Here is a 13,273-nt window from a genome sequence, read left to right on the forward strand (position 1 = left end):
CGATGATTCACCAATATACAATTGTTCATTAGGCTTTAGCACTCGTCTTCTCGTCGGATTCGACCGGATCGAGCACTTCGCCGCAGAGCTCTCTCAGCATGACCTGGATCTCCTTAAACTCCTCGATTCCCGTCCCTGTCAGGCTGAATTCGTCACCGTGCGCGGTCAGGAAATTCAGTTCAGTCAGGTGCTCCAGCTCCTTTTTCACTTCACGCTCGCCCACCTTATAACCATGGCGCTCGAGTTCCGGCTCCATATCACGCACGGTCAAATCCTTTTTGTGGGCGTGGTAAAGCATATGAATTCCCATAAATAAGTTCTGCATATCTGCACGCATGCTGCTTCTCTCTCCCTCCGTGATGGCTTGCTTAATTGCTTTACGGCCCGTATGGCTTGATGGCCTACGTCTTTGCTCGTTACCATTGTTTACCCGGCTTCCCGGCTTGGGAAACAATCTTCCTGCACGTCCCGGGATGCATATGAGGCACCATCTTTTCCTTGACGCAGGCGTTAATCCTGTATACTATCTTTTATAATTAACCATCGGTTAAAAGAAAGGGTGGAGTATGATGTTCCAAGCACTTCCCTATGAAGGAAACCGGAGCGAGCAGTTCACAGCCGTTCTGGAGCAACTGAAATCTCTTATTCACGACGAACCCAGCTCCATTGCCAATCTGGCCAACGCCTCCGCACTGCTTAACAGCTTTCTGCCGGACATTAACTGGGTCGGGTTCTATCTCTACGACGGACAAGAGCTGGTGCTCGGACCGTTTCAGGGCCTGCCGGCCTGCATCCGTATCCCTTTGAACCGCGGGGTGTGCGGTACGGCAGCCTCCGAGCGCCGAACGATCATGGTTGATGACGTCCACGAGTTTCCAGGCCATATTGCCTGCGACGCGGCATCCAACAGCGAAATCGTCATTCCGCTCATAAAAAATGAGCAGCTGCTCGGCGTACTCGACATCGACAGTCCGCTGAAGGGACGTTTCGATCACGAAGAACGCCAGTTTTTGGAGCAGTTTGCCCAAATCATCAGTTCCAAAATGTAAGCATGTGGAAATTATAATCATAGAATGGTCTTCTGCCGCAGGCAGAAGACCATTTTTTTACGAATTGACGTTCCACCCTTACTTCAATTCACGATCGGCAAAAAGCCTCATTGCATCGCAAAGGAATTGCGCAAGGCGCGGGTGATACGTATCGAACAGCTTTTTATACTCGGGCTGCTCGACATAGAGCTCTCCCAAGCCTCTGTACACGTCAGCCGTAGGCGTGTAAAACTGCATCATGGACTCATAATGCTGCCGGATAATGCGCTGTACGCGGGGGCTTTCCGCCGATTCCCCTTCCCTGATGGCTTCCGCCATTTCCCGGTTAATCCGGTCTACCTGCTGCTGCGAGTTCAAATAATCCTCTTTCGTCCACTGCTGCATTTTCGCCTTGCTCTCCAGAATCCGGTCGCCGGAAGCATCGCTGAACGGGCTCAGCACATCCTGTTCCGACAACCGCTCAGCATCGGGGGCAACGTTGCGGTCCATTTCTTCTGGTTTCATACATCGATTTCCCTCCATTATGGTTTCTTTTTGGCTTGCTGCTCTCTAATCTATATATGTTGTAAAAGGATGATCAAAATGATAGGTGATACGATACAATATGGCGCAAATATAACGTCTTCCCTTACTTTTCATTTACCCTCTTCATCAAAAATCAACCGCTTCAATACGGGTTTATGCGAATCTTATAAAAAAGGCAGGGAAACAGCCTGTATCCAGCCGTTTTCCTGCCTTTGCCTTTAATCCTGTTCCGGTTTGCGGATAATGCTGAGTCCCTCCACATGCCTCTTCTGCATGATCTTGCTTTTCTTCCGGTTCTCCTTGCTCTCAAATACGATATCGAAATCGTAGTCCTCCGGATAAAGGTTGCCCTTCTCGATATAGAGCTTCAGTCTTTTCCGGTTGACCTTCAGCTTCTGCTTCTGGATCATGACCCCCACCATGCCACGGGCATCCTCCTCCTGATAGACGATGCCCGTGCGGCCAAATGAGCTGACATATACCGCGTCTCCGACTTCCAGCCGGCGGCTCTTCTTGAGGGCTTCCGGATCCGTCTCCTCCCCGTGCGCTTGCCCGCCGTCCGCAGCCGCTTGGTTCCTGTCGTCTGCTTTTCCCTTGGCATGTTCACGACCAAAGGACCCCGGATGCTCCATCTCCGCTTCTGCCGTTTCAACCTGCGGATCGTTTCGGGTCATCTCCTCATCCGTTGCTCCCGTCTCGTGCTGCTGCGGCTTCTGCTTAAGAAGCACATGCCTCGACCTGTCAATAATTCCGCTGGGCATGCCCAGCTTCGTGGCAATTTCGATGGCGTAGCTCTGCCCCGACTCGCCGATCGTCAACCGGTACAGCGGCTCCAGTGTGTTCACGTCAAATTCCATGCGCGCGTTTTGAAAGCCCGGGGTCCGGGAAGCGAATCCCTTGAGCTCATTGAAATGCGTCGTCACCATCATCATCGCGCCGCGCCGGTTCAGCTCCTCCAGAATCGCAATGGACAGGGACATCCCTTCGCCCGGGTCAGTTCCGGCTGCAAGCTCGTCAATGAGCAGCAGCGTCGAAGGGTTTGCCATATTCACCATGGCAATCAATCTGCGGATTTGGGCGGAAAAGGTGCTCAGCGACTGTTCGATGCTCTGCCCGTCGCCGATCGCCGTCATGACCTGGCCGAATACGGAGAATACGCTCCCTTCCTCCACCGGCACCAGCAGCCCGGATTGCACCATGAGCGTCAGCAGGCCCAGCGTCTTCAAGGCCACCGTTTTACCGCCGGTATTGGGTCCGGTAATGATCAGGGAGCGGTAACCCCTTCCCATCTCAAGGTTTAACGGCACCATCGTTCGGAGCATGAGCGGATGCTTCGCGCCGCGGAGGCGGATGAGGCCCTTATCATTTAATTCCACCGTCCTGCCCCCGATGGAGCGGCCATATTTGGCTTTGGCGAATATGAAATCGTAATTCCCCGTAATGTCGATGTTCAAATGCAGATCGCTGCCCGCCGCCTCCAGCATCCCCGTCAGCATGCTGAGCACGACGCCTTCCTCGCGTGCCTCGTCAGCCTCCAGCATGCCAAGCTCGGTTTGAAGCATCGATATTTCCTCCGGCTCCACGAATACCGTCTGGCCGCTGGTCGATTGATCCAGCACCACCCCTTTAATCTGTTTGTGATATTCCCGTTTGACCGGAACGACGTACCGCCCGCCGCGCACGCTCACCAGCTGCTCCTGCAGAATCGAGCCGTGCCGCGAAAGGATGGCGCTCATCTTCTTCTGAATGCGCTCCTTGATGACGGCGATTTTCTTGCGGACCTTTTCCAGCGGCTTGCTGGCTTGGTCATCCACTTGGCCGAACCTTATACAGCGCTCGATTTCACTCTTTAGGCGCGGCAGCTCCTGCATCGACGATGCGTAGGAGCTGATCGTGGGTGCGATTTCCCTTTTGCCTTCCATATACTTCCGCAGCTGTCCACAGCTGTGCAGGAACATCTGGACCGCGCTGAAGTCCTGCTCCGTGAACAGGTATCCGGTATGCAGCAGCGAAGCGATATGCTCGATGCCTTCGAGGGAAGGCAGCGGTACGCTTGCCCCTTTGTCGAGCAAATCCTTCGCCTCCGCGGTTTCCAGAAGCGATGTTTCAATAGCCCTCAGATGGCTCCCGGGCGCAAGGGCGTCAATATGATTCCGTCCTGCATAAGAGACCGCGTATTCCCGTAAGCTTTCCTTTAATTTGTCGTACTCCAGCATGCTCAGTGTCATGTTGTCCATGGGTTACATGAACCTCCTTATTTCTTATTGTGTGTTAGATAACAAAAAAAGGACAAAGAACGCGTACGCGATTCCTTGTCCCCGGTATTCCTGACAGCTTCATTTCCTGATTATCCACAAGAAAAGCAGTTCGCTCTTTAAGCAAAGCGAGGCTTTTCCCCTGCATATACAAGCTTCAGATCCACACTTATATATGCAAAAAACCCGTGCTGCAAGAGCACGGGTTTCAAAAGGCAGCGCCGGAACGGTTCCGGAGCCAGCAGCCTATGGATAACAAAGAATGAAACAGCAGCCAAGGTGCCGTTTGATGCTTCGCGTGTTCTTAACTATTTCCTGGATCCATGCAGAAACCGCGTCAAGCACGCTTCGAAAAGCTCAAGGCTTGCCAAGAGTCTGCCGGAAAGGGCATAAGAAAACAAAGGTGCCGCCTTCGGCACGCTCAGCTTCGCTGCGTCTTTCCTTCTGGTCCAATATGGAATTTGGTTAGTTAAGAACAACCACCGTCATCAAAATCTCTCCCTTGGTTTAGGATGAGGTAAATTTACCAATGTTTTCTCATGATGTCAAGCCCTTATGACTTCAGCTTGTACACCCTGGCTTCATAAGGTCTGAGCGCGAACGTTTGGCTCAGGTCATCGTTTCCTTTAACGGGATAGTTTGAAATCAGCAGCTGCTTCGAATCGAGGTCCAACCCCTGCGGCAGCTTCACCTCCGGTTCCCCGCCGAAAAAGTTGAGAATAACGAGCAGCGAAACCTCGTCCAGCGTGCGGGTAAACACGTAAACCTCCGGATCCTCGGGAAGCAAAAGCTCATATTCGCCGTATACGATGACTTCATGCTCCTTACGGAGAGAAATCAGCTTTTTATAATAGTGGTATATCGAATCGGGATCCTTCACCGCATCCTCCACGTTGATCAACGGATAATTGGAATTGACCCGGATCCATGGGGTTCCTGTGGTAAAGCCCGCTTCCTCGCTCTTGTTCCACTGCATCGGCGTTCTGGCGTTGTCCCGGCTTTTCCGCCAGATGACCTGCATGATTTTATCTTCCGGAATGCCTTTGTTCATCTGCTCCTCGTAATAATTGAGCGTCTCCACGTCCCGGTAATCGTCGATCGACTGAAAGGCAATATTCGTCATGCCGATTTCTTCGCCCTGGTAAATATACGGCGTCCCCTCAAGCATATGCATGAAGGTGGCGAGCATTTTGGCCGATTCCACGCGGCACTTTTGGTCATCGCCAAACCGCGAGACGACCCGGGGCTGATCATGGTTGCACCAATAGTTCGCGTTCCAGCCCTTGCCATGCAGGTCGATCTGCCAAGCGCTCATTACCTTCTTCAGCTCCAGAAGGCTCCATGGGCGGATGTTCCATTTCCCGGAGCCACCCGAGGCCGCGTCCAGCTGCATGTGCTCGAATTGAAATACCATATCCAGCTCGTTGCGGGCTTCGCCCACATAGCTAAGCGCCTGCTCCGGTCCGAGCCCCGAGGTCTCGCCCACCGTCATGATATCGAAATGGAAGAGCACTTGTTGATGCAGATTATTCAGCAGCGTATGCACGTTATCCAGGTTCGAAAAGAGGTCATAAGCGCGCACCGTCGGCAGGTTATCCGGATTCGCTCCGTCGGGGAGCCCCGCCGCCTTGGCAACATGCGCAATCGCGTCGAAGCGGAAACCGTCGACCCCTTTTTTCAGCCACCATTCCACCATCTGGTGCATGCTGTCAATGACATTCTGATTCTCCCAGTTCAGGTCCGGCTGATGCTTGGAGTACAGGTGCAGGTAATATTCGTCCGTCGTTTCGTCGTACTGCCAAACGGATCCGCTGAAGTAGGACTCCCAGTTGTTCGGCGGCCCTCCGTTCTTGCCTTTCCGCCAAATATAATAATCCCGCTTCGGATTGTCCTTGGACGATCTCGACTCGACAAACCATGGATGCTCATCCGACGTATGGTTCAGCACCAGATCCATCATGATTTTCAGGCCGCGCTGATGCGCCTCCCACAGCAGCCGGTCAAAATCGTCCATCGTGCCAAACTCTTTCATGATGTCCTGATAATCGCTGATATCATAACCGTTATCATGATTGGGCGATTTATAGACCGGGCAGATCCAGATAACATCGACTCCCAGGTCCTTCAGATAGTCCAGTTTCGAGATGATCCCCCGCAGATCTCCGATGCCGTCCCCGTTCGAGTCCATGAAGCTGATCGGGTAAATTTGGTATACGACGCTTTCCTTCCACCACTTTTTGTTCATAACCGTCTCCTTTCCACTCGAAGGTCGACCTTTCTTTACAAGTCGGGGTAAACACTTTATAATTATTGTAAACCATTTTTCACATCCCCTTTCACATAGGGGCAAGTTATTTCAAAAAGCGCATAGATAACATTCGGAGGAGCCTGCCACGTGCGGGCTCCTTTTGTCTTTTTCTGCCTACTCGTCCTTCTTGGGGTCCGCATGTGGCAATATTCTCCTGATGCAAAGGGAGGATTGGAGCATGAATTAATGCTAAATCTATTGCTGCACGCCGCATTATGACTTCACTTGGGGAGGAACCTATGGAACAACAAACTATTTTGGCTATTGCTATCTTTTTAATCGCATATGCACTGATTATTTCGGAGAAAATCCACCGGACCATCGTCGCCATGCTCGGCGCCGCGCTGATGGTGATATTCGGAATCGTCGGCCAGGAGACGGCCATTCATCATATCGATTTCAATACGCTCGGTCTTCTGATCGGGATGATGATTATCGTCAATATTACCGCGGAGACGGGACTGTTCAAATTCGTTGCCATCTGGGCTGCCAAAAAAGCCAAGGGACGGCCGCTGGCCATCCTGATCGTGCTTATGCTGCTGACAGCTCTCGGCTCCGCCTTTTTGGACAATGTAACGACCGTGCTGCTTATGGTACCTGTGACCTTTAGTATTACACGGCAGCTGAGGGTCAATCCGCTTCCATTCCTGATAACGCAGATCATCGCATCCAATGTCGGCGGCACCGCCACCTTGATCGGCGATCCGCCCAACATCATGATCGGCAGCGCCGTCAAGGAACTGACCTTTATGGCTTTCATTCAAAATCTGATGCCGGTCGCGGTAGTTATTCTCGCCCTGCTCATTCCGATCTTCATTCTGCTCTTCCGCAAGCAGATCAAGACAACGCCGGAGCTGATGCAAAGCATTATGGATCTGGACGAGAAGGAGCTGTTGACGGACAAAAAGCTGCTGACCAAATGCCTGACGGTGCTTGGACTTACGATTGTCGGCTTCTTCATCCATCAGCTCGTTCATATTGAATCCGCCACGGTGGCGCTGGCCGGAGCCTTCCTTCTCCTGCTGCTCACGGGCGAGCATATGCTGGAAGAGGCTTTTGCCAAAGTCGAATGGCCTACGATATTCTTCTTTGTCGGATTGTTCATTCTCGTTGGGGGCCTGATCGAAACCGGCGTGATCGCCACGCTGGCTGAAAAGGCGGTGGCACTGACCGGCGGAAACGTAGCCTCCACCTCCATGCTGATCCTGTGGCTGAGCGCGATCGCTTCCGCTTTTATCGACAACATCCCGTTCGTCGCGACGATGATCCCGATGATTCAGGACATGGGCAGCATGGGCGTCAGCAACCTGGAGCCGCTCTGGTGGAGTCTTGCGCTCGGCGCCTGCCTCGGCGGGAACGGTACGCTCATCGGCGCCAGCGCCAACCTGATCGTTGCGGGCATGGCCGCCAAAGAGGGTTACGCGCTCAAGTTCACCACTTTCATGAAATATGGATTTCCGATTATGATTTTGTCCGTCGCATTAGCCAGCGCTTATGTATATTTCAGATATTTAATGTAATAAATGAGTTAATGGGAATGCTACATTCGAATGAAACGGAGGCGCACGCATGCTGATTTATCGCTGCAACGAGGATGTTGCCGTCATTACCGAGACCGTCAATGAGGAGGATGTGGAATTTCGCATCCGCCTGCTTCAGGAAGAGCCGTATCTGAAACGGTTAAAAGAAATCAGGCGCTTTTTCGAAGACAATGACATCTACACGGATGCGCTTTTCTACATTTACAAAAACCATGAATACGGCGCAATCGTGCGTAAAACGTACTACACCGACTTTGTTCTTGCGCTGATGAAGCATGGCCTGCTGCGAAGCGTGGAATGGAAGGATCAATAAAGACGTAAAAACCCGGGAAGGAGGCTTCCCGGGTTTTTTTGCGGACTTTTGGTTATGTACAGGGTTCAAGATGGACTGCTACATTTTATGGGCATCACGTCCGGCATGGCTGACACTCGCATAGGCGGAAGCCGAGTAACGGAACAAAGCGTATCCGAGGCCGACATACACGAGAGCATTGACCAGACTTCCGAGGCCGATATTGTTGAATGGGAACAACGTCAGGAAAGCATGGATCCACAGCGCATACGGCAGATATTTCACGTTACCGGACACCAGCGTCAGCCAGGCTCCGACCCAGAACGCATAATGGGCGATCACCAGCAGCGGAATCGTCGAAAAGATCACATGCAAAGTATGGTAAGAAGAATAGGGAAGAATAGCCATCAGCAGCTCATACAGAAACTGGATTCCCAGCGCTCCGAACAGCAGGTGCAGCTCAAATGGTGCGAGCACCCCGTACAGCCTGAAGGATTGAAACCATTTCCTTGTCTCCTGCAATACCGCGGAAAACTGCTGCACTACGCATCTCCCTCCTGTTTCTCGATTTCCACGAATTGATGCCCGCATTCCGGACAAAACCGGGCCGCGATCGGAACGGTATGTCCGCAGACGCATTTCTTCTCATCCGCAATGACGTTGATTTGATGCTGATTCAGCTGAATCTCGTCCTGAAGCTGCACGATCCGCTCCACCATGGGCTGCAGGTGTTCGGGACTGCACACTGCTTCCCCCCGCTGTAGCGAATCGAAAACCATCTTTCCGATGTGCTGGTACTCCTGGTCAATCTCCTTTTGCTTGGTGGAATTCTGCATTTTGAGACGGTTCACTTCCACCGCGATTTTGGCCTTGTTGCCCGCTTCGGCAACGCCTGACTTCAGTTTGTCAAAAAAACTCATAAAATCTCGCTCCTCCTTGTGGATTAAAATGGTGTTAGGCATTAAGAATTAATTATAAAGCCCGAATATCATGGGGTCATGCGGCTAAAGGTCCAATTTCCATCATTTGGGATATGCTTATTCCGCCTGCTCGATGAATGTTTCATATCTTCGCTGGATACCCGTCAAACGTGAATCGAGGTTCCGATGCTCCATCTCGAGGTGATGCACCACGTCCTGCACGGCATACAACTTCTCCTCTACTTGAGCCAGCGTGTCCTTGATCCGTCCCTGCACCATCCAATCGGAAATGAATCCGTCGAAAAAGTAATCCGAGAAGCGTAGAAAACCGCCGATGTCGATCTCGATGGACAGATGCATCTGCACATCCTGCAGTTCTTTGCCGAACCGGCTCAGGCTGCGCTCAGCGTCATGGATGTATTCCATGGCCTCATCGATCTTGTTATGCTTGATATGCGTGGACAGCATGCCCCCGCCAAGCATGTCGTAAGTGCCCCAGCTGCGTGCCGAATCCAGGTAATCCCTCGCCTGTTCCAGATCATGAAGCACCGAATGGCCCGCCTGCACAGCTTCCTTCATCTCTTTCAGCTGTACCTTGAGATCCGCCGCCTGCTCCGCAAGCTCCGCCAGATCCACGTTCTGCCGCAGCAGGATGGCTTCCTTCTCTTGCAGAATACGTTCGTATTCGAAATTGGAATAGCGCACGTCTGACAGCTGCGCCTTCATTTCCGCGCACTGCTGCCGCATGTCGTCCGCAGTCCGCACCACAGCGTCATACTTGGCCTTCGCCTCCAGCACCTCCAGCTGCTCGCGTTCAAGCTTCTCTTCCTTTTGGCCGATCAGACCGAAAAACACACTGGTTAGCGAGGTTCCTGTCAGCTTCTCTACATCCTTCTCTTCATCTGCCAGGCGCTGCTTCCAGCGCTCCGCTTCCTGCTCGCGCGACTGCAGCTCTCTCTCCAGATCCTGAAGCCGGTTCTCCCACTTTTCCTTGTTCCGCATGCTTTCCTTCAGTTCCTGAAGCCTGGCATTCTCCGCTTCGAACATTCGCAGCCCTCCATGTCAAATTTTACAGTCCTTACCTTCTTTAACGTGAAGGCCGGGGAGAGGTTTCAAATAAATTCCCGTTTTCCCGTTCTCTGCCATATGTCAGGACTGCTTCAGAGGCATGCTAGATTTTACGCCGGAAAATCGATATGATTAGGAAAGATTGCAAAAAGGAGTGAACATGATACTCATGAAATTCAACAAAGCAACCTTCCCGCTCATGCTGCTGATCGTGCTGGCGCTGGTGCTTGGCGGCTGCGGCGCTAAGAACGAGGACAAAGCTTCCGAGCCGAACAAGGTGGAGGAACCCTCCAACGCGGCTGAGCCATCCAAAGAGGCTGAACCGACCAAAGAGACGGAGCCGAACAAGGCGGAGCAGAAAAGCTGGACAAGTCCGCCGGCGATGAAGATCGACACCAAGAAATCCTACCAGGCGGTGATCAACACCTCCAAAGGTTCGTTTACGATTGAGCTGTTCGCCAAGGACGCGCCAAAAACGGTAAACAACTTCGTGTTCCTGTCCAAGGAAGGCTACTACGACGACGTTACATTCCACCGCATTATCGAATCGTTCATGGTTCAAACCGGCGACCCGACGGGAACCGGCGCAGGCAGCCCGGGGTATTCCTTCGAGGACGAGAAGACCAGCTACAAATACGAGCCGGGCATCGTAGCTATGGCGAATGCAGGTCCGGACACGAACGGCAGCCAGTTCTTCATCTGCACCGGCCAGGACAGCGATTTCCTGAATCAACAGCCGAACTACACGATCTTCGGCAAAGTGACCGAAGGCATGGAGAACGTGAAGAAAATCGCCGCAACGCCGGTTGAAGCCGATGCTCGGGGCGAAGTAAGCAAGCCCACGGAAACCGTGAAGATCGAAAGCATCGAGATCAAGGAAAAATAACGATCAAGGAAAAATAAAAGATAAAGGACCGCCCTTCAGCCGGACTGGCTGGATTGGCGGTCCTTCTTTGTCTCAGGATATTAAATGAGGGCTCCCTGCTTGTGCTTCTCCCTGACCTGGCGCGTCGCCTCCGTCATATTGCGGAGTGACGCAACCGTCTCCGCCGTTCCGCGCGTCTTCAATCCGCAGTCCGGATTGATCCAGAAGAGGGAAGGATCGAGCACCTTCAGGGCACGTTCGATCATGCTTACCATCTCCAGGGCTTCAGGCACGCGCGGGCTGTGAATGTCGTAGACGCCGAGACCGATGCCTTTGTCATACGTGAACTCCTCGAAGCTGTGAATCAGCTCGCCATGGCTGCGCGAGGTCTCGATGGAAATGACGTCGGCGTCCAGCGCGCGGATGGATTCGATCATGTCATGGAATTCGCAGTAGCACATATGCGTATGAATCTGGGTCGTGTCCCTCACGGTGGAGGTGGCAAGCCGGAATGCCAGCACCGCCCAGTCCAAATAATACGCAGTCTCGCTCTGCTTCAGCGGAAGACCTTCGCGGATGGCGGGCTCATCCACCTGGATCATCTCGATTCCAGCCGACTCCAGGGCTTCTACTTCTTCTCTCAAGGCCAGGGCAATCTGGTAGGCCACCTGCTCGCGGGTGATATCATTCCGAACGAAGGACCAGTTGAGGATGGTTACGGGCCCTGTCAGCATACCCTTCACCGGCTTAGCGGTGAGGGACTGCGCGTATACGCTCTCCTTCACGGTCATCGGATCGATGAACGCCACATCCCCGTAAATGACCGGAGGCTTCACGCAGCGTGAGCCGTAGGACTGCACCCAGCCGTTTTTCGTAAACGCAAACCCGGCAAGCTTTTCCCCGAAGAACTCAACCATATCCGTCCGTTCGAATTCGCCGTGCACGAGTACGTCGAGCCCGATCTCTTCCTGCAGCTCGATCCAGGTCCGGATTTCATCCTGTACGAACGCTTCGTATTGCGAACTGTCCCATTCCCCCTTCCTCCACTTCTGCCGTGCCGATCTCACTTCCGCCGTCTGCGGGAAGCTGCCGATGGTTGTGGTCGGAAGAAGCGGAAGCCGGAAGCGGTTCTGCTGCGCTGCCCGGCGCTGCGCGAACTCGCTCTGCCGCGCTGAAGGCTGACTGGCGATGTCGGCGGCAGCCTCGCGAACCTTGGCATTGCGGCGTGAAGCAGAATCGTTAAGCGCATGAATGGCTTGTACGGATGCATCGATTTGTGTTTGCAGCGCACCTGCGCCTTCATTCACGGCACGGGCAAGAAGCGCAACTTCGTCCAGCTTCTCGTCGGCATAAGCCAAGGCGGCGGCCAGCTCCGGCGCAAGTCCGTTCTCAGGCGCCGTCGAGACCGGCACATGCAATAGGCTGCTCGAAGGCTGCACGATAATGCGCTCGAGCGGCACGGCTGCAGACAGCCGGTTCAGCAGCGCAAGGCCGGATGACAGATCCGCGCGCCAAATGTTGCGGCCGTCGATCACGCCTGCGCCTAGCACCTTATCCTGCGGAAATCCATGCTTTTCGATCGCTTCGAGGTTCTGTTTCCCGCCATGAACGAAGTCGAGCCCAAGGCCCTGCACCGGCAGGCTTGCAATCTCTTCGTACCGCTCTACGGATTCGAAATAGGTTTGCAGCATGGTGTTCAGGCCCGGTGCCGCGGCGTGGAGCGCTTCATAGATGCGGCTCACCCGCTGCAGATCCTCCGTCTCCAAAGAGGTGACCAGGATCGGTTCATCGATTTGCAGCCACTGCACGCCCTCCTGCGCGAGCTCCCGCACGATTTGTTCATACAGCGGCAAATACGCGGCAACCAGCTCATCCAGCTGCTCTGCCTGATAGCCTTTGGACAGCTTCAGGAAGGTATACAGGCCAACCAGCACCGGCTTTCCTTCGATGCCGAGCTCGCGCTTGGCTTCGCGATAAGCCTCCAGCGGACGGTTCTGCGTCAGCACCGGTGTGAGTCCGTTCAGCTCCGGCACAATGTAATGATAGTTGGTGTTGAACCACTTGGTCATTTCGCATGCGGATGCTTCCTTGTTCCCGCGGGCCATGGCGTAATAAGTGGACACCGGTACGATACCGCCGCCATATTCGAATCTTGCAGGAACCAGGCCGAACATGGAGGCCGTGTCCAGGATATGGTCGTAATAGCTGAAATCGCCCACCGGAATGAGGTCGATTCCTTTTGCCTGCTGCTTTTTCAAGTGATGCAGACGGATGTCCTTCAAATTCTCCAGAAATGCGTCTTCCTCCAGCTTGCCTGCCCAGAATGCCTCCAGCGCTTTTTTCCATTCCCGGTTCGCGCCGATGCGCGGATATCCCAGGCTGCTGCTTGTTATTTTGCTCATGATGAGCCTCCTCTTTAACATTTCGTATGATTTTCGGAACAACAAAAA

Annotated in this window: 12 protein-coding genes; 4 read left to right on the top strand and 8 right to left on the bottom strand. The window is 53.4% G+C overall.

What is annotated here, in order from left to right; all coding sequences use genetic code 11:
* Window positions 1-28 precede the first annotated feature (28 nt).
* A complete protein-coding gene (locus ACTHPM_RS25735; protein ID WP_440397995.1) occupies window positions 29-337 on the bottom strand; it encodes a hypothetical protein in 309 nt (102 codons plus the stop codon).
* 232 nt (window positions 338-569) lie between these two features.
* Here ACTHPM_RS25735 and ACTHPM_RS25740 point away from each other — a divergent pair, with 232 nt between their 5' ends.
* The gene (locus ACTHPM_RS25740) at window positions 570-1,049 is read left to right on the top strand and encodes a GAF domain-containing protein (protein WP_440397994.1); all 480 of its coding nucleotides are present in this window, start codon (window positions 570-572) and stop codon (window positions 1,047-1,049) included.
* A gap of 78 nt (window positions 1,050-1,127) precedes the next feature.
* Here the strand turns inward: ACTHPM_RS25740 and ACTHPM_RS25745 are convergent, their stop codons facing one another.
* From ACTHPM_RS25745 to ACTHPM_RS25755, 3 genes are all read right to left on the bottom strand, one after another.
* Complete coding sequence (locus tag ACTHPM_RS25745) at window positions 1,128-1,553, bottom strand: TipAS antibiotic-recognition domain-containing protein (protein ID WP_440397993.1); 426 nt, start codon at window positions 1,551-1,553, stop codon at window positions 1,128-1,130.
* A 239-nt stretch (window positions 1,554-1,792) separates the two neighbouring features.
* Entirely contained in the window at window positions 1,793-3,811 is a 2,019-nt protein-coding gene (locus ACTHPM_RS25750) for an endonuclease MutS2 (RefSeq protein WP_440397992.1), read from the bottom strand.
* A 571-nt stretch (window positions 3,812-4,382) separates the two neighbouring features.
* Window positions 4,383-6,074, bottom strand: a complete 1,692-nt coding sequence (locus ACTHPM_RS25755) for a glycoside hydrolase family 13 protein (protein WP_440397991.1) — start codon at window positions 6,072-6,074, stop codon at window positions 4,383-4,385.
* A 278-nt stretch (window positions 6,075-6,352) separates the two neighbouring features.
* Between ACTHPM_RS25755 and ACTHPM_RS25760 the strand changes: the two genes are divergently transcribed.
* Complete coding sequence (locus ACTHPM_RS25760) at window positions 6,353-7,657, top strand: ArsB/NhaD family transporter (protein ID WP_440397990.1); 1,305 nt, start codon at window positions 6,353-6,355, stop codon at window positions 7,655-7,657.
* 49 nt (window positions 7,658-7,706) lie between these two features.
* The gene (locus ACTHPM_RS25765) at window positions 7,707-7,991 is read left to right on the top strand and encodes a hypothetical protein (protein ID WP_440397989.1); all 285 of its coding nucleotides are present in this window, start codon (window positions 7,707-7,709) and stop codon (window positions 7,989-7,991) included.
* 78 nt (window positions 7,992-8,069) lie between these two features.
* On the opposite strand, the gene ACTHPM_RS25770 is transcribed toward ACTHPM_RS25765, so the two are convergent.
* The 3 genes from ACTHPM_RS25770 to ACTHPM_RS25780 form a co-directional block, all read right to left on the bottom strand.
* Window positions 8,070-8,513, bottom strand: a complete 444-nt coding sequence (locus tag ACTHPM_RS25770) for a hypothetical protein (protein ID WP_440397988.1) — start codon at window positions 8,511-8,513, stop codon at window positions 8,070-8,072.
* A complete protein-coding gene (locus tag ACTHPM_RS25775; RefSeq protein ID WP_440397987.1) occupies window positions 8,513-8,890 on the bottom strand; it encodes a zinc ribbon domain-containing protein in 378 nt (125 codons plus the stop codon). The genes ACTHPM_RS25770 and ACTHPM_RS25775 overlap by 1 nt, the downstream gene beginning before the upstream one ends.
* Window positions 8,891-9,007: 117 nt before the next feature.
* Window positions 9,008-9,937, bottom strand: a complete 930-nt coding sequence (locus ACTHPM_RS25780) for a hypothetical protein (RefSeq protein WP_440397986.1) — start codon at window positions 9,935-9,937, stop codon at window positions 9,008-9,010.
* A 190-nt stretch (window positions 9,938-10,127) separates the two neighbouring features.
* Between ACTHPM_RS25780 and ACTHPM_RS25785 the strand changes: the two genes are divergently transcribed.
* Complete coding sequence (locus ACTHPM_RS25785) at window positions 10,128-10,844, top strand: peptidylprolyl isomerase (protein WP_440397985.1); 717 nt, start codon at window positions 10,128-10,130, stop codon at window positions 10,842-10,844.
* An 80-nt stretch (window positions 10,845-10,924) separates the two neighbouring features.
* Here ACTHPM_RS25785 and metE read toward each other — a convergent pair whose 3' ends face one another.
* On the bottom strand, window positions 10,925-13,225 hold the full coding sequence (gene metE / locus ACTHPM_RS25790) for a 5-methyltetrahydropteroyltriglutamate--homocysteine S-methyltransferase (protein WP_440397984.1): 2,301 nt from the start codon (window positions 13,223-13,225) through the stop codon (window positions 10,925-10,927).
* Window positions 13,226-13,273 lie beyond the last annotated feature (48 nt).

This window comes from Paenibacillus sp. SAFN-054 (assembly GCF_051966755.1).
Classification (GTDB): domain Bacteria; phylum Bacillota; class Bacilli; order Paenibacillales; family Paenibacillaceae; genus Paenibacillus_AQ.